Annotated in this window: 11 protein-coding genes; 5 read left to right on the top strand and 6 right to left on the bottom strand. The window is 60.4% G+C overall.

The window, feature by feature from the left end; all coding sequences use genetic code 11:
- Positions 1-130: 130 nt before the first annotated feature.
- Positions 131-1123, bottom strand: coding sequence for a diaminopimelate epimerase (locus tag AC1RME_RS25380; RefSeq protein WP_493091920.1), 993 nt, complete (start codon positions 1121-1123; stop codon positions 131-133).
- 136 nt (positions 1124-1259) lie between these two features.
- On the opposite strand from AC1RME_RS25380, the gene AC1RME_RS25375 reads away from it, so the two are divergent.
- Positions 1260-2411 (top strand): MFS transporter, encoded by a 1152-nt coding sequence (locus AC1RME_RS25375; protein ID WP_493091918.1) that lies wholly within the window; start codon positions 1260-1262, stop codon positions 2409-2411.
- A gap of 42 nt (positions 2412-2453) precedes the next feature.
- On the opposite strand, the gene AC1RME_RS25370 is transcribed toward AC1RME_RS25375, so the two are convergent.
- From AC1RME_RS25370 to AC1RME_RS25360, 3 genes are all read right to left on the bottom strand, one after another.
- Positions 2454-4877: a TonB-dependent siderophore receptor gene (locus AC1RME_RS25370; RefSeq protein WP_493091917.1), complete on the bottom strand. Its 2424-nt coding sequence runs from the start codon at positions 4875-4877 to the stop codon at positions 2454-2456.
- Positions 4878-4975: 98 nt separating this feature from the next.
- Entirely contained in the window at positions 4976-5959 is a 984-nt protein-coding gene (locus tag AC1RME_RS25365) for a FecR family protein (protein ID WP_493091916.1), read from the bottom strand.
- 40 nt (positions 5960-5999) lie between these two features.
- Positions 6000-6500, bottom strand: coding sequence for a sigma-70 family RNA polymerase sigma factor (locus AC1RME_RS25360; RefSeq protein ID WP_045121794.1), 501 nt, complete (start codon positions 6498-6500; stop codon positions 6000-6002).
- A gap of 610 nt (positions 6501-7110) precedes the next feature.
- Here AC1RME_RS25360 and AC1RME_RS25355 point away from each other — a divergent pair.
- Positions 7111-9903: an EAL domain-containing protein gene (locus AC1RME_RS25355; protein WP_493091915.1), complete on the top strand. Its 2793-nt coding sequence runs from the start codon at positions 7111-7113 to the stop codon at positions 9901-9903.
- On the opposite strand, the gene AC1RME_RS25350 is transcribed toward AC1RME_RS25355, so the two are convergent.
- On the bottom strand, positions 9858-10613 hold the full coding sequence (locus AC1RME_RS25350; protein WP_493091914.1) for a class I SAM-dependent methyltransferase: 756 nt from the start codon (positions 10611-10613) through the stop codon (positions 9858-9860). The two genes, AC1RME_RS25355 and AC1RME_RS25350, sit on opposite strands and share 46 nt — an antisense overlap.
- Positions 10614-10813: 200 nt before the next feature.
- Here AC1RME_RS25350 and AC1RME_RS25345 point away from each other — a divergent pair, with 200 nt between their 5' ends.
- The 3 genes from AC1RME_RS25345 to AC1RME_RS25335 are packed head-to-tail and all read left to right on the top strand — an operon-like array spanning position 10814 to position 14732.
- Positions 10814-11983 (top strand): aromatic ring-hydroxylating oxygenase subunit alpha, encoded by a 1170-nt coding sequence (locus AC1RME_RS25345; RefSeq protein WP_493091912.1) that lies wholly within the window; start codon positions 10814-10816, stop codon positions 11981-11983.
- Between the two features lie 39 nt (positions 11984-12022).
- Positions 12023-13684 carry a choline dehydrogenase gene (locus AC1RME_RS25340; RefSeq protein WP_493091910.1) on the top strand — a complete coding sequence of 554 codons (1662 nt, stop codon included), beginning with the start codon at positions 12023-12025 and terminating at the stop codon, positions 13682-13684.
- Positions 13685-13697: 13 nt separating this feature from the next.
- Positions 13698-14732, top strand: a complete 1035-nt coding sequence (locus AC1RME_RS25335) for a GlxA family transcriptional regulator (RefSeq protein WP_493091909.1) — start codon at positions 13698-13700, stop codon at positions 14730-14732.
- A 1-nt stretch (position 14733) separates the two neighbouring features.
- On the opposite strand, the gene AC1RME_RS25330 is transcribed toward AC1RME_RS25335, so the two are convergent.
- Positions 14734-15462: a class II aldolase and adducin N-terminal domain-containing protein gene (locus tag AC1RME_RS25330; RefSeq protein ID WP_493091908.1), complete on the bottom strand. Its 729-nt coding sequence runs from the start codon at positions 15460-15462 to the stop codon at positions 14734-14736.
- Between the last annotated feature and the right edge of the window lie 172 nt (positions 15463-15634).

The raw sequence follows: 15634 nt of genomic DNA, 5'->3' as shown, positions 1-15634 counted from the left end.
ACCGGGCCGGCCTTATCGCAAAACGATAGAGCCGGCCTGTCAGATCTGACAGGCGACAACCGCAGCGAACCGGCTCACAGTGAAGTCCAAGGGATCCATCGTTCCCGGGGGGACGATCATGAAAGGGACTTCACCTTTTTGTCTGATGCGCAGTGCCGAACAGACGCACGCCGGTCAGTTCGCCGTCCTGCGACTCCAGTAAAATCGGCGCAGTCCCGCCCGGCATCACCACCTTCACTTCTCCCGCCGACACCCAGCCTGCCCGCCACGCCGCAGACGCCACCGCACTGGCGCTGGTGCCGGAGGACGCCGTTGGCCCTTCACCACGCTCGAACACCCGCGCAACGATGCGTTGATCGCCTGCGCGCATCGCCCATTGCAGATTGACCCCGGCCGGACACGGCTGGCCGGCGCCGACGGGTGTGGCGTAGGCGATTGCGGTCAGATTGTCCGTCAGTGGCGATTCAAGCATCTGCTCGTTGCTCGGTAATGCGGCTTCCTCCGACACCAGCGTCACGCAGTGGGGATTGCCGATGCGCACGAACTGGCTGTGCGCCCAGGCGGGATCGAGTTTTGCCAGTGGCTCGATGCGATTGACCTCAACACCATTGAAAGACACGGGTTCAACGCCGAGCGCACCGACGGCTGCCGGACCGAATCCGGGTTGCCCGAGATCCAGCCAGAAGCCCTGCACGCCCTCCACCTCAGCCGGCTTGACCGATGTCGGCACGGGCGATGGCGCATCCTGTTTGTCGTGGTGCACCTGTAGTGATGCGCCCTCTTTCGGCATCAGCGCTTGTTCAAGCAGCGCCTGGGAGAAAATCGTCAAGCCGTTACCGCTGCGCTCGGCCAGCGTGCCGTCGGTGTTGACGATCAACAGATCGAAGGGCGGCGAGGATTGAAACGGGCCGATCAGCAAACCATCGCTGCGATGATGTTTGGCGCCAGCGGGACGAATCGCATCAGGCCATTGGCAAAAAGTCTCTATGGCCTGCCCGCTCCAGAGGGCTCTGGATAACGCCGCCTCTTGCGCGCTGGCTGGCAGATCGATACCCGCCTCACGCATCTGCCTCGGAGAAACCACGCCGTAGATATTGCCCCGTGCATCGTATAACTGCGTCATGAACAGGCCCTTGAATTTTCGTCGCCCAAAGATGCCACTGTAAAACGTAATCCTTGCCTGGGGCGAGCCGGCTCGCTCCCACTGCCTCACTGTGCAAGGATGTCCACTGCTGAAACGTTTTTTGCCAAGGATTCCCATGACCAGCCTCACGCCCAAAGACACTTTCGTCCCCGGACGCCTGCAACAGATCTCCACGCGCATCGCCTTCTTCATCGCCGGGCTCGGCATCGCCGCGTGGGCGCCGCTGGTGCCGTATGCCAAGGCGCGGGCCGGGCTCGATGAAGGGACGCTGGGACTCTTGCTGCTGTGCCTGGGCGTGGGCTCGATTCTGGCGATGCCGCTGGCGGGGATTCTGGCCACGCGGTTCGGCTGTCGGCGTGTAGCCACCGGCGGCACTTTATTGATCTGCGCGGCATTGCCGTTGCTGGCAACGGTGTCGTCGATTCCGGCGTTGATTGCCACGCTGTTCATGTTCGGCGCCGGGCTCGGCACGGTGGATTCGACGGTGAACCTGCAAGCGGTGATCGTCGAACGGGCCAGCGGCAAGAACATGATGTCGGGTTTTCACGGTCTGTTCAGCCTCGGCGGGATCGTCGGCGCGGCAGGCGTCAGCGCCCTGCTCGGCCTTGGGTTGTCGCCATTGGCGGCGATGCTGGTGGTGGTCGTGGTGCTGATCGCGGCGCTGTTCAAGGCTGTTCCGCACATGCTGCCTTACGGCAGTGAAAGCTCGGGCCCGGCATTCGCAGTGCCCCACGGGATCGTGCTGTTCATCGGCGGCATGTGCTTCATCGTGTTCCTCACCGAAGGCGCAGCGCTGGACTGGAGCGCGGTGTTTCTGGCGCAGGAACGCGGGATCGATACGGCATATGCAGGCCTGGGTTACGCAGCGTTTGCGCTGACGATGACGGCGGGCCGTTTGACCGGTGACCGGATCGTTCGCACACTGGGCGCAACGCGGGTCATTCTGTTCGGCGGTCTGCTGGCAGCGGCGGGGTTGTTTCTGGCGACGTTCGCGCCGAGCTGGGAAGCCGCACTGGTCGGTTATGCACTGGTCGGCGCCGGCTGCTCGAACATAGTGCCGGTGCTGTACACGGCGGTCGGCAAGCAGACGGTGATGCCGGAAAGCATCGCGGTGCCGGCGATCACCACGCTGGGTTATGCAGGCATTCTGGCGGGGCCGGCGGTGATCGGGTTTGTCGCCCATGCCAGCAGCCTGAGTTTTGCCTTCGGGTTGATGGCAGCGCTGCTGGTGGCGGTGGCGATTGGCGGGAAAGCGCTGAAGGTCTGAGCCAGCTCGTTCCCACTCAGCGTGGGAACGAGCCATACAGCGTCAGAATCCGACGCTGGCCTGCACGAAGAACGTACGCGGCGCGCCGACATACATCCCGGAGTTGTTGTCGCTGGAGCGGGTGAAGTACTGCTTGTCGAAGATGTTTTTCACCCCGGCGCCGAGCTTCAGGTTCGACAGCTGCGCACCGAAGTCATAGCCGCCACGCACGTTCCAGGTCACGTAACCCGGAATGTCGCCGTACTGCCCGTCCGCCGTGCCTTCGGTGATGTAGTTGTTGCTGAAACTGCCGTCGGCATTCACGCCGGTGCCCGGCGAGCGCTGTTTGGACTGGGCGAAACCGTCGATGTTGTAGGTCCAGCGGTTGATGTCGTAACGCAGGCCGACGGTTGCCACCTGACGCGAATAGAACGGCAGGTCGCGGCCCTTGAAGCCCGGGATCTCGCCTTCGTAGGTCGCGCGGGTGTAAGTGAAACCGGCGTTGGCGGTCAGGCCATCGAGACGCGGATCCAGCGCAGCCATGTCGTAGTGCACCGAAGCCTCGATACCCTGGTGCTTGGTGGCGCCGAGGTTGGTCCAGCCCACGTCGTTGCTGATGTATTGCAGTTCGTCATCGAAGTCGATGTAGAACAGCGTCACTTCACCGCCCCACACGTCATCGTTGTAGCGGGTGCCGATCTCGTAGGTCTTGGCTTTCTCAGGCTCCAGACCGTTGGCCGTCTGGTCACCCGAGCCGCCCTGACCGAGCTGGAAATACTGCAGGCTGCCGAACGAGGTTTCGTAGTTGGCAAACAGCTTCCACGCATCCGACAGGTGATACATCACGCTCAGTGCCGGCAGCGGTTCGTTGCTCTCGATGCTGCGGTTTTTCTCCGGCACGCGCTTGCCGGCGGTGTCGAGCACGGCGCGGTCGTGCCAGTCGGTGCTGATGTGCTCGAAGCGAATGCCCGGGGTGATGGTCCAGTTGCCGACGTCGATTTTGTTGTCGAGGTAGACCGAGTTGGCCTCGGTGCCACCGGTACGGTCCTGGAACACATGGCCGTCGGACGACGGGGTGACCACAGGCACATTGTTGACCAGCGCCAGACGGCTCGACTGCTCGTGCATCGCCTCTTTCAGGTAGCGATAACCGACGCTGACTTCCTGAGTGGTCGGGCCGACATCGAATACCCGCGAGACGCGTGGCTCGATGCCCAGCGTGTAGTAGGAGCGCGGATACGAACTCAGGGTTTTCTGGTCGCGGGCGGCGATGGTGCTGCCACGGAAGCTGTCGGTGTAATAGGTCAGCACTTCAGCCTGGGTGCGCTCGTCGATCTGGCGGATCCACTTGAACGACACGTCCTTGCGGCGGCCGCTGAAGTTGTCGTAGTCGCGCACCGAGTCATACGGTTTGTCGTCGTACTGCTTCTGCGTCAGGCCGCCGGGCATGTCGGCACTGGCGTCGTAGTAGTGGAAATTGAGGCTGAAATCGTCCTGATCGGTCGGCGCCCAGTGGGTCTTGAGCAGCACGTCGTCGATGTCGTTGCCGTTGTTGCGCTCGCGGTAACCGTTGCCGTTGACCCCGGAGTACAACAGCGCCACGCCCATGCCGTTGTCGGCCGTGCCGCCGAGGAATGCGGTGTCGATGTGTTTCCAGCCGCCGTAGCGGGTGGTTTCCAGCGTGGTGCCGATTTCACCGGTGGCTTTTTCCGGGATGGCACGGGTCACGAAGTTGATCACCCCGCCGACGTTCTGTGGCCCATAACGCACAGAACCGGCGCCGCGCACGACGTCGATGCTGTCGAGGTTGCCGGAGGAAATCGGCGCCATCGACAGTTGTGGTTGACCGTACGGCGCGAACGCCGCCGGTACGCCGTCGATCAGCACGGTGGAGCGCGGCGACAGACGCGAAGTCAGGCCACGCACGCCGACGTTCAGCGAAATATCGCTGCCGCCGGTGCCGTTGGAGTCCTGCACCTGCACGCCCGGCACACGCTTGAGAACGTCGCTGACGTTCATCGCGCCCTGCTCGACCATCGCTTCGCGACGGATCACCGTCCGCGCGCCCGGGTGGTTCTGCACCACGGCGGCATCGGCGTCGCCGAGCCAGTCACCGACCACTTTGATGTCGGTCACGCCCAGTTCCAGCGGGCCATTGGCGGCTGCGGTCGGTGCCGGCGACAGGGTCACCGAGCCTTCATTGATCTGATAGTTCAGGCCGCTGCCTTGCAGCAACTGGCGCAGTGCGTCCTCCGGCGAGAGGTTGCCATCGACGGCCGGGGCCTGCTTGCCGGCCACCAGATCCGGGCTGAAAAACACCTGCAGCGAGGTTTGCTGACCCAGTTCGCTCAGCGCCTGGCCCAATGGCTGCGCGCGGATATGAATGGTGTCGGCCGCAAATGCCATCGGCATCGCAGCGTTGACCGCCAGCGCGAGCGCCAGCGGCAACCAAGGGGATTTTTTGTTGTTGGCAGTGGTGTTTTTCACGTCGTACGTAGTCCTGTGGATCGCAAGAGTGTGCGGCTGTTAATGCAAACCAGTTGCAGTTGAACAGGAAGACGACGAACTCGAAAAAAACCTGAATTTTATTTTGAAATTATTTCCTGGCTGCCGTCGGCGTGGGTGCGCACGGCCACCGGAAGGATATTCGGCAAGGCCTTGAGCAAGGCGTCAGTGTTGTCGGATTTGAACACACTGGTCAGGCGCAGACTGGCCACGGTCGGGTTGGCGACGGTCAGCGGCTTGTCGCGATAACGGGACACTTCCTCGACGACTTCGCTGAGGCTGGCGTTGTTGAACACGAGTTTGCCGCTGCGCCACGCCGTCAGTTCCGCCGGGTTGACCGCATAGGCCTGGGCCACCACACCGTGGGCATCGACATGGGTGCCGAGGCCGGCGGTCAGGTTGATGAACTCGTTGTCCGGCGCATTCCGCCCCTGCACCTTGACGGTGCCCTGCTCCACCGCGACCCGGGTTTGCGTCACGTCGCGGCGCACATCGAAGCGGGTGCCGGTGACCGTGACCTTGCCGCTGCCAGCCTCGACCACGAACGGGCGCGAGGTATCGTGCTCGACGCTGAACATCGCTTCGCCTTCGGTCAACTCGATGAGCCGCCGATCCTTCTCGAAACGCACCTGCAAACGGCTACGGCTGTTGAGATCGATCACCGAGCCGTCCGGCAATGCCACATGGCGACGCTCGCCCAGCGCCGTGGCGAATTCGGCGCGGTAACCCGCCGGGTGATTCAAGCCACTGAACAGACCGAGCCCAAGCGCCACCGCGACCACGCTGGCCGCCACGGCATAACGCAACAAAGGACGGCGTTCGCGACGTGCAGGCGGGGTTTCACACAGGGCCTTGAGCCGTGGCGCCGGCAGCAGATCCGCCGCCGTCCACAGGCCTTGCAGCAACTGGAATTCGTCACGGTGCTGCGGATGTTCGTTCAGCCAGGCGTCGAAGCGCCGGTATTGTTCGGCATCGACGGCTGGTTCCTGCAAACGCACAAACCAGCGTGCCGCGTCATCGCGCACCGTTGTTTGCCCGCACGCGCAATCACGAGTATCCATCATGGAATGTCCTGTTTGGCTGGGGATGAAAAGACGCCGCGGCTCATGATTGCGCCCCGTCCAGGCGATCACGCAGATGCCGCAGGGTGCGGATCATATACTTTTCCACCATGTTCTTGGACAGGCCCAGGCGTTCGGCGATTTCCGCCTGAGTCAGGCCTTCGATCTTCTGCCAGACGAAAATCCGCCGACAGTTGACCGGCAATTCGGTGAGCGCCCGCTCGATGGAATCGGCCAGCTGGATCGCATGCATGTAATGCTCCGGGTCACCGGTCGGCGACTCACTGAGATCGATCGCCTCCGACTCCATGGCGCCCCGCCGGTCCTCGCGCCGATAGCCGTCCACCGCGATGTTGCGCGCCGTCTGGTGCAAATACGCCCGGGGTTGCTGCACCGCCGACGAATCGGACTCGAGCACCCGCACAAAGGTGTCGTGCGCCAGATCCTCGGCCTGCGAGCGATTGCGCAGGCGGCGGGTCCAGGTGCCGATCAACTCTTCGTAATGCTCGAGAAAGCCGGGTCTGCGGGGCAGCATGGGGATCATTGCGGCGTGCTGAGGAAAGGGCGTGAATAGTAATGCTTCGTATTAAGCCGAAGCAATGCATTACTCGGGATACCGACCGCAGGCACTCAAGAAATGTAAACACGCGCCCGATTTGGCACCACGGGTTTTCATAGGCCTGGGTGATCGCGCTCGATCCGGCATCAGCGTTCACAACAGAGCCCGACAGATAATCACTTCCATGAATAATGGTCGACAATAACAGCCGCTTGAAAGCCTTAATGACTGATTGTCTGACAGACTTTTATAAGCATCTAACGCTAAAGCTTTTTTATTAACTTTCCTGACCACTCAGCCAATAACAGAAGAAAAAATTCTCCTCGTTGCAACGCTTCCTCCATTTCATTCCAACCCGCATTTCTTATAAGCTACGCCACCTTAATGGCTCGTAGCCACCAACCCTGACAGCTTGACGAACTCTTGAATCTGAAAAACATGCCACATCCTGCTGCTTCTCGTCTTGACGTCATCCGGCACAACCCCGAAAAACAACTTCCTTCGCCACAACCCTGAACGACCGGCCAGACACTTTCTGCCCGACTGCTCGTTTTTTCCAACCTTTCCCTATCTGTCTGCGACAGAGGAGGATTATTTGCTGCGCAAGTTTGCACCGCCTCATGGCTTGAGAACGATCCTGACCACTGCACTGGTATTCCAATGTGCAACTTTAGTCCTCAGCTTTTGGTTGGTGACCAGCAACCAGTCGAGCATCGGCAATCTTTCCAGTGTTGCCGTCGATCAAGTCGATGCTGTAGCAGAAACCGTTCAACACTTGATGGAAGCGCGACTCTCGCTGTCGCGCGCCAACACCCGCATCGTACTGTTCAACACAATTCCACATGAAATGGTGCAACACGCCCGCACGGAGTTGACACTGGCGAATGAATCTTTCGACCGTTTTCTGACAAGTACAAGGGTTGATGAAGAAAATCACATCCGTGTACAGGCATTAAAAGACGTGTATTCACGTTATGTGGACGTGCTCAATCGATTGGTCCGGTACACCGGGGCTGGCGATGTGCAATGGGCTCTTGCCCAGCCGGTACAGGACATCCAAGAGCAGTTCCTGGTGGAACAGAAAAACTTCATCAAGTACGGAAACAGCATCAGCCAGACTTCACTTCAGTCCATGGGTGATCGTTTCAAGATATATATATCTGCCGCCGCAATGATACTTCTACTGGTATTGGCAACTACATTCTTCCTGCTCTACATCATAAAAAAAGTTGAGAAAAGCCGACTTCTGAAAATTGCCGTAAACCGAACTGACAGTGCAATTATCGTCACCGATCCGAACAGGATGATTACTTATGTAAACGAGGGATTCGTGCGCATGCTGGGTTATGAAACAGACGACCTGGTGGGCAAGAGGCCGGATGAAGTTTTTTATGGCCGGCATACTGATCCGGAAGCGGTCCTGTCTTTCAGGAACAGTATCCAGAGCGGAAAAAGCCATACCACTGAATTACTGGTTTACAACAAATCGAAGAATCCTCTGTGGGTACGCGTGATCGCCAATCCGGTGCTCGATCCACAAGGTGTTCAACAGGACGTAGTGGCAATCGTGACTGACATCACCGAGGCCAAGATGAATGATGAGTTGCAGTTCAAGGTACTCAGTGCCATGGCCCGTGAAGAATCGCTTCCCGACGTCATGAAATTGATTTGCCAGGAGATTGGCCGAATTGCACCTGAAATCGGTATTTCAATAAGGCAGTTCGACGAGCAGGGTTGCCTTCCACTGGTAGCGGAGTTCAACCTGCCGGCGGGATTGATTCAGTCGCTGGAAAGCCTCGCTGAAAGATCCATCCTGAAAAAGATGGACGTGAAAAAAAGCATCATGCTGAACTTCACTGACCCTGCGTCGGACAATGGCGAATGCGTCGATCATCAGCTCTCGCAATCATTCGGTTTCACGGCTGGCTGGGTTAACACCATTCGCTCCAACAACGGACGTACTTTAGGCACATTCACGCTTTATTACCGCGAGAACCACCTCCCGGCTGTCCAGCACCACAGACTGCTTGAAACCAGCCTGAAGCTTTGCGCCCTCGCCCTCGAGAGGGACAGCTTCATCAACGATATCGAACGACTGGCCTACTATGACAGCCTGACGACGTTGCCCAATCGACGACTGTTGATGATGAAAGCAAACACGATGATCGCGAATGCACAGCGGTCACAATCATCCATGGCAGTTCTGTTCATCGACATCAATAAGTTCAAGCAGATCAACGATTCCCTCGGGCATGCCGCCGGGGATTCGCTTCTGTCCGAAATTGCCAACAGGCTTCAGAGCTCTGTGCGGGGAAATGATTTTGTCAGCCGTCTTTCGGGAGATGAATTCGTCGTTATTCTGTCCCCCTCCAATACTGAACAAGCCATTGCCTTTTCAGAAAGAATGATCAACAAACTGTCGGAACCCGTGATGCTGGACGATGTAAAAATCACACCGTCCGCCAGTATTGGGATTGGCATTTATCCAGACCACGGTAACGACATTCATTCCTTGCTTTTGCATGCCGATCAGGCGATGTACAAAGCCAAGTCCGCAGGCCGCCAGGCCATTGAAGTATTCGATCCAGTGATCAGCGATTCAGCCGATGACGAACTGACACTCAGCATGGCACTCAAGAGTGCCCTGGAGTCCAACCAGCTGGCGCTGCATTACCAACCCCAGATAATCCTCGATAACAACCAGCTCTTTGGTGTCGAGGCGCTGGCCCGCTGGTGTCATCCCGAGCTTGGCGATATTCCTCCCGGTCGATTCATCCCGTTGGTGCGCGACGCGGGAATGATGCCCGGACTCAATCAATGGGTACTTACCGAAGCCTGTCGGCAAATGGCGCAATGGCGCGATTCCGGGCTCGAAGTGCCTCATATGTCGGTCAATATCTTCCCCGTCGCCTTTCGCGACAGAGCCATTGTTGAACTCATTGAAACGCTGCTGGAAAAGTATCGGCTCCTGCCCTCCTGCCTGACACTGGAGGTCACTGAAGACTTCATACTGGACGCCACCGACACTGTCATATCGGTCATTACCGAAGTCCGGCAATCCGGTGTCAGCTTGTCCATCGACGACTTTGGCACCGGTTATTCCAGCTTGAGCTACCTGCTGCGCCTGCCCGTCAACACCATCAAGCTGGACAAGAGCTTCATCGACGATATCGAAGACAGCGCCAGTGCCCGGACATTGGCCCAGTCGATTGCCGGGATCTGCAAGAGCCTGCATTTGAACATCGTCGCCGAAGGTGTTGAAAACGATGCGCAGCTGGAAATTCTTCGCGGCCTGGGGTACCAGATCGCACAAGGCTATTGCATCGCTCGTCCTTTGCCCCCTCAGGATTTGGCGAAATGGGTCCGTGAGAGACCTCCAACGCTCTGACTCGCATCGATCCAGGCCTTGCGCGGGCAGAACCACCCATGCATCAAGCCAGCCTGAAAGAACTGGACCGGCGCCTCGAACCCCGCCGACTCGATCAGACCGGCGACTTGCGGCGCTGGCAGAATCGCCACATCGCTGGCATACGCGGCACGTGCTCGTTCGAGCATTTGTGCGGGCACCTGGGCCGATGCCATCAGCGTCATCCAGTGACGCAGCAATGCTTCGTAGGCCGGTGACGCGGTGTCAGAGGCGAGGTCCGCATTCGCCAGGACCCCGCCCGGCACCAGACGACGGGCGATCTCATGGAAAAAGTCGATACGAACCTGTGGTTCGAGCAAAAACTGCGACACCAGAAAACAGGTCGCGCCGTCGTAACCCGATTCATCCGTCAGCGTATCGAGATAGCCCTCGTGAAAACGGCAACGGGCAAGGAAACCGCCCTCCGTCGCTCTTTGGCGGCAGACATCGAGCATGGCGCCAGAAGGGTCGACTGCCGTGAATTGCCAGCCGGGAAACCGCTGGGCCAGGTGCGCCACTTCCACACCGGTACCCACGCCAACACAGAGTATCCGGGCATTTTCCGGCAGGCCCGCGAACACCGAATCCAGCAGCAGGTACAGCGCATCACGAATGGGTGCCATCCCGCTCCACTGTTTGTCATAGACAGCGGACTGCTGGTCGAACAAGGCCTTGAGTGCTTGATTGTCCATGGAAAACCCTCCTCTGCATCATGATCGCGGTGAAGTTTGATTATCGCAGGGCTGTCAAGGCCTCCCCGGTACAGCATGGGATTGATCATTCCACCCATCAACTGGTCGCAATCCATCAACCCCACCCCCGCCCTGCACCCTAGATTAGATCCCACAACAACACGCCGCCCCGAGCGGCCCGCTACCGTGGAGATCGCCTCATGCACAGTTTCCAGACCCGCAAGCAGCACAGCCCGGTCGACGCCTGGGATCAGCAGGATCCGGAGCAGGCCTTCACCCTGCCCTCGCGCTATTTCTACGACGACAGCCTGTTTCGTGCCGAGCGCGACAACATTTTCATGAAGGCCTGGCATGTCGCCGGGCATGTCAGTGAGTTCGCCGAGCCGGGGCAGTTCGTGGTCACCGACCTGTTCGACCAGAGCGTGGTGGTGGCGAAGAATCGGCAGGGGCAGATCCACGGTTTTCACAACGTCTGCCAGCATCGCGGCAATCGCTTGCTGGAAGAACGGCGTGGTACCACCGGCGGCGTGGTGCGCTGCGCCTATCACTCGTGGTGCTACGAGATGGACGGCAGCCTGCGCGGTGCGCCGCGTTGCGAGCGGATGAAGAATTTCGAGCTGGCGCAGTTCAACATTCCCCAGGTGCGCACCGAAGAACTCGGAGGTTTCATCTACTTCAACCTCGACCCGAATGCGCCGTCGCTGCGGGACCTGTTCCCCGGCGCGGACGAAGAAATGCGCCGGGTGTTTCCAGACCTGACCGACATGCGCCTGATCGAGGAACAGGACGTGATCGTGCCGGCCAACTGGAAGGTGATCATGGACAATTCCATCGAGGGCTATCACTTCAAACTGTCCGGTCCGTGCCACATCGACCTCGCCCGACTGATCGACTTCAAGGGTTACCAGTTGATCAAACGCGACAACTGGTGGACCTATGCCGCACCGGCCAATCTGTCGGCGACCGAGGCCTATGGTGTGCCGCTGAAAAGCGAGCTGAATCCGCAGGAATGCTTTTTCAACATCGGCATGTGGCCGAACAACACCTTCTACACCTTCCCGTTCTCCGAGTTTCTCGGCTCGTTCATCATGATTCCGCTGGATGCCGAACGCTCGCTGCTGCGCTTCGGTTACTACTCCAGCAACCCCGAGACCGCTGCGGTCAGCACCGCGTGCATGAAGTGGATGAACGAAGACCTCGGTCCCGAAGACATCGCCCTGAACATCTCGGTGCAAAAAGGCCTGCGCTCGCTCGGCTACGACCAGGGCCGCTACATGATCGACGCCCAGCGCAGCAACGAAAGCGAGCATCTGGTGCATCACTTTCATCGCCTGGTGTTCAACGGCATTCACAGCCACACCGTGGACTGATCCGCCCTTCCCTCGCCATTCGTTAAAAAGGAGCAAACCATGGACGAAACCGGGTTTGATTACCTGATCGTGGGCGCCGGCTCGGCCGGTTGCGTGTTGGCCAATCGCCTGAGCGAAGACCCGAACGTACGCATCCTGCTGCTGGAAGCCGGCCCCGAGGACAAGAGCTGGACGATCGACATGCCGTCCGCCGTGGGCCTTGTGGTGGGCGGGTCGCGCTACAACTGGCGCTATCAGTCGGAGCCGGAGCCGTACCTCGACGGCCGGCGGATCGGCACGCCAAGAGGCCGCACGCTCGGCGGTTCATCGTCGATCAACGGCATGGTCTACATCCGTGGCCATGCCCGGGATTACGACGGCTGGGCCGAACAGGGCTGCACCGGCTGGAGTTATCGCGAAGTGCTGCCGTACTTCAAGCGTGCACAGACTCACGCCGACGGCGGTGATGACTATCGCGGCGCCAGCGGCCATTTGCACGTCACCCCCGGCGATGTCGGCACACCGTTGTGCGCGGCGTTCATCGCGGCCGGTGCCGAGGCCGGTTATGGCGTCAGCGAGGACTTGAACGGCTATCGTCAGGAAGCCTTCGGCCCGGTCGATCGCACCACGCGCCACGGTCGGCGCTGGAGCACTTCGCGCGGTTATCTCAGCGAAGCCTTGGCACGGGGCAATGTGCGGGTGATCACCGATGCGCTGGTGTTGCGCATTCTGTTCGAGGGTCGGCGGGCCGTCGGCATCGATTACGAACAGAGCGGCGAAACCTGCACCGTTCGCGCCCGTCGTGAAGTGCTGCTGACCGCCGGGGCGATCAACTCGCCGCAGTTGCTGTTGCTCTCGGGCGTAGGCCCGGCGGCAGAATTGCGCGACCTCGGAATTAGCGTGATTCACGACCTGCCCGGCGTCGGTAAACGCCTCAACGATCACCCGGATGCCGTGGTGCAATTTCGCTGCAAGCAACCAGTGTCGCTGTATCGCTGGACCACCGCGCCGGGCAAATGGTGGATCGGTGCGCGCTGGTTCGTCCGTCACGATGGCCTGGCGGCAAGCAATCATTTCGAGGCCGGCGCGTTCCTGCGTTCCCGGGCCGGCGTCGAGCACCCGGATCTGCAACTGACCTTCATGCCGCTGGCGGTGCAACCGGGCAGCGTCGAGCTGGTGCCGACCCACGCGTTCCAGATCCACATCGACCTGATGCGCCCCACCAGCCTGGGCAGCGTGACGTTGCACAGCGCCGAACCGCGGCGGCCGCCGAGGATCTTGTTCAACTACCTGAAGACCGCACAGGACCGTGCCGACATGCGCGCCGGCGCACGACTGGTGCGCGAAATCCTCGACCAACCGGCGATGGCCCCGTTCAAGGGCGAAGAACTGGTGCCGGGCCGTTCGGTGCAGACCGACGCCGAGCTCGACGCCTGGGCGCGGCAGGTCACGGAAACCGGCTACCATGCCAGCGGCACCTGCAAGATGGGGCCGGCGGGCGACCCTGAAGCGGTGGTCGATCCACAATTGCGGGTGCATGGCCTCGACGGTTTGCGGGTGGTGGACGCGTCGATCATGCCGGTGATCGTCAGCGGCAACACCAACGCTCCGACAGTGATGATCGCGGAAAAGGCCAGCGACCTGATCCGCAACCTCGCGCCGTTGCCGGCCCTCGATGTACCGGTGTGGATCAACCCGCACTGGCAGACCGAACAACGATGAAGCAGAGATGGCGATGACCCGATCCGCTGAAGCTGTACTGCAAAACGGCGCACCGCTGCGAGTGGCGGTGCTGTTGTTGCCGGCGTTTTCCAACTTCGGGCTGGCGGCGGTGCTGGAACCGCTGGCCATCGCCAACTGGCTGAGCCAGCGCACGCTGTTCGAGTGGACGCTGTTGTCCTTGCAGCCCGGCCCGGTAACCGCCAGCAACGGTCTGGTGAGCATCGCCGAAGCTGGCTTGAACACTGAACAGGCCTTCGACGCCTGCGTAGTGCTGGCCAGTTTCGAGGTGCATCAACACAGCCGCAACCCGGCGCTCAAGAGCTGGTTGCGCAAGCAGGCGCTGTTCGGTTCGGTGTTGATCGGCGTGGAAACCGGCACCGAACTGCTGGCCGCTGCCGGCGTGCTCGACGGCTACGAAGCGGCGGTGCATTGGGACAACCTGCAGGGTTTTCAGGAGAGTTACCCCAAGGTCCGCGCCCGACCGCAGCTCTACACCCTCGAACGCCAGCGCCTGACCTGCGCGGGCGCCACCACCATTCTCGACATGCTGCTGGGCTGGATCGGCCAGCGCTTGGATACGGACCTGGCCCGGGAAATCGGCCTGCACCTGTTGATGGGCCAGATGCGCGCCCCGGCGGACAATCAGCTCGACGGTGGCCTGGGTAACAGCGGGATGTACGGCAGCAAGATCCGCCGCGCCGTGCAGTTGATGGAAAAGGCTCTGGAGGAACCGCTGGACTGCGAAGCAATTGCCAGCGAAGTCGGCCTGTCTCGGCGGCAACTGGAGCGCCAGTTCAAGCATCAGACCGGGCTCTCGCCGCTCAAGTACTACATCACCCTGCGTCTGGCCCGGGCGCACAACCTGCTGCAACAGACGCAGATGAGCGTGGCCCAGGTGGCAGCGTGCTCGGGGTTTGGATCGCTGGAGCATTTTTCCCGCACTTACCGTGCGCGGTTTGGTTGCCCGCCGAGCGAAGATCGGCGCCAAGCGTGGAGCGCGCCGGTGATGCGCCAGCCACTGAGCAAGGCGCACTTGCCGCAGGAGTGAGTCACTGCCGGTAAGCCGGCTCTTCCTCATCGAGGATGTTCATCAACGCCGCAAAATGCTTATCGGCAAACCCCGGATAATCCAGCCACTGCCGACACGTCTTGCGCGCCACTTCATCGCTGGCCACCCGCAACTCACGCCCGGTTGCCAACGCACTGATGTACACCTCGCAGGCACGTTCGAAGTAATACAGATCATCGAACGCCTGAGCCACGCTCGGCGCCGCGACCAGCAATCCATGATTGCCCATCAGCAGGATCGGCTTGTCGCCGAGCAGCCTGCTCACCCGCTCCGACTCTTCCCCGAGGCCCATGCCGTCAAAGCCGTCATCGATCGCCACCCGCTCGAAAAACCGCATGCTGTTCTGCTCGATCGGTGGCAGCCGCGAGTCCTTCAGACAGGCCAGCGTCGTCGCGTATTTGCTGTGGGTGTGGAGGATGCAGCGGGCCTGGGGCTGGTTGCGGTGCAAGGCGCTGTGCAAGGCCCAGGCGGTGATGTCCGGTGCGTCCGGGCGGTCGAGACTGGCCGGATCGTCGGCATCGAGCAGCAGCAGATCACTGGCGCGAATCCGCGAGAAGTGTTTGCCGTAAGGGTTGATCAGAAACTCGCGGCCGTCCGGTGACGTCGCCACGCTGAAATGATTGGCGATGGACTCGTGCAGGTCCAGTCGCGCGGCCCAGCGCAGGGCGCAGGCCAGTTGGATTCTCAGGGTCGGGATACTGTCGTTCATGGCTCGGGCGCTCCCGGCAGGCAGGGGTTTTCGTCCACTGTAGACGCCTGAAAAGCCCGTGCTTGACGGTAAGCGACAATGGCTGCCGTTTTTTGCAGACCTGGCAAAAGTCACAAATCAGTTAATTGACAGGGCTGTTTTATGCGCCTACGTTACCCGGCGAAGTGTTACC

It is taken from the genome of Pseudomonas sp. GW822-FHT03F08 (assembly GCF_058801265.1).
This window is presented reverse-complemented; position numbering and strand designations above follow the sequence as displayed.

What these genes read in the sequence shown, in the direction of transcription:
- AC1RME_RS25340 (WP_493091910.1), top strand. Translation starts at nt 12,023, where the DNA reads ATGGACGAAACCGGGTTTGATTACCTGATCGTGGGCGCCGGCTCGGCC.
- AC1RME_RS25380 (WP_493091920.1), bottom strand. Translation starts at nt 1,123, where the DNA reads ATGACGCAGTTATACGATGCACGGGGCAATATCTACGGCGTGGTTTCT.
- AC1RME_RS25375 (WP_493091918.1), top strand. Translation starts at nt 1,260, where the DNA reads ATGACCAGCCTCACGCCCAAAGACACTTTCGTCCCCGGACGCCTGCAA.
- AC1RME_RS25360 (WP_045121794.1), bottom strand. Translation starts at nt 6,500, where the DNA reads ATGATCCCCATGCTGCCCCGCAGACCCGGCTTTCTCGAGCATTACGAA.
- AC1RME_RS25350 (WP_493091914.1), bottom strand. Translation starts at nt 10,613, where the DNA reads ATGGACAATCAAGCACTCAAGGCCTTGTTCGACCAGCAGTCCGCTGTC.
- AC1RME_RS25330 (WP_493091908.1), bottom strand. Translation starts at nt 15,462, where the DNA reads ATGAACGACAGTATCCCGACCCTGAGAATCCAACTGGCCTGCGCCCTG.
- AC1RME_RS25335 (WP_493091909.1), top strand. Translation starts at nt 13,698, where the DNA reads ATGACCCGATCCGCTGAAGCTGTACTGCAAAACGGCGCACCGCTGCGA.
- AC1RME_RS25345 (WP_493091912.1), top strand. Translation starts at nt 10,814, where the DNA reads ATGCACAGTTTCCAGACCCGCAAGCAGCACAGCCCGGTCGACGCCTGG.
- AC1RME_RS25365 (WP_493091916.1), bottom strand. Translation starts at nt 5,959, where the DNA reads ATGATGGATACTCGTGATTGCGCGTGCGGGCAAACAACGGTGCGCGAT.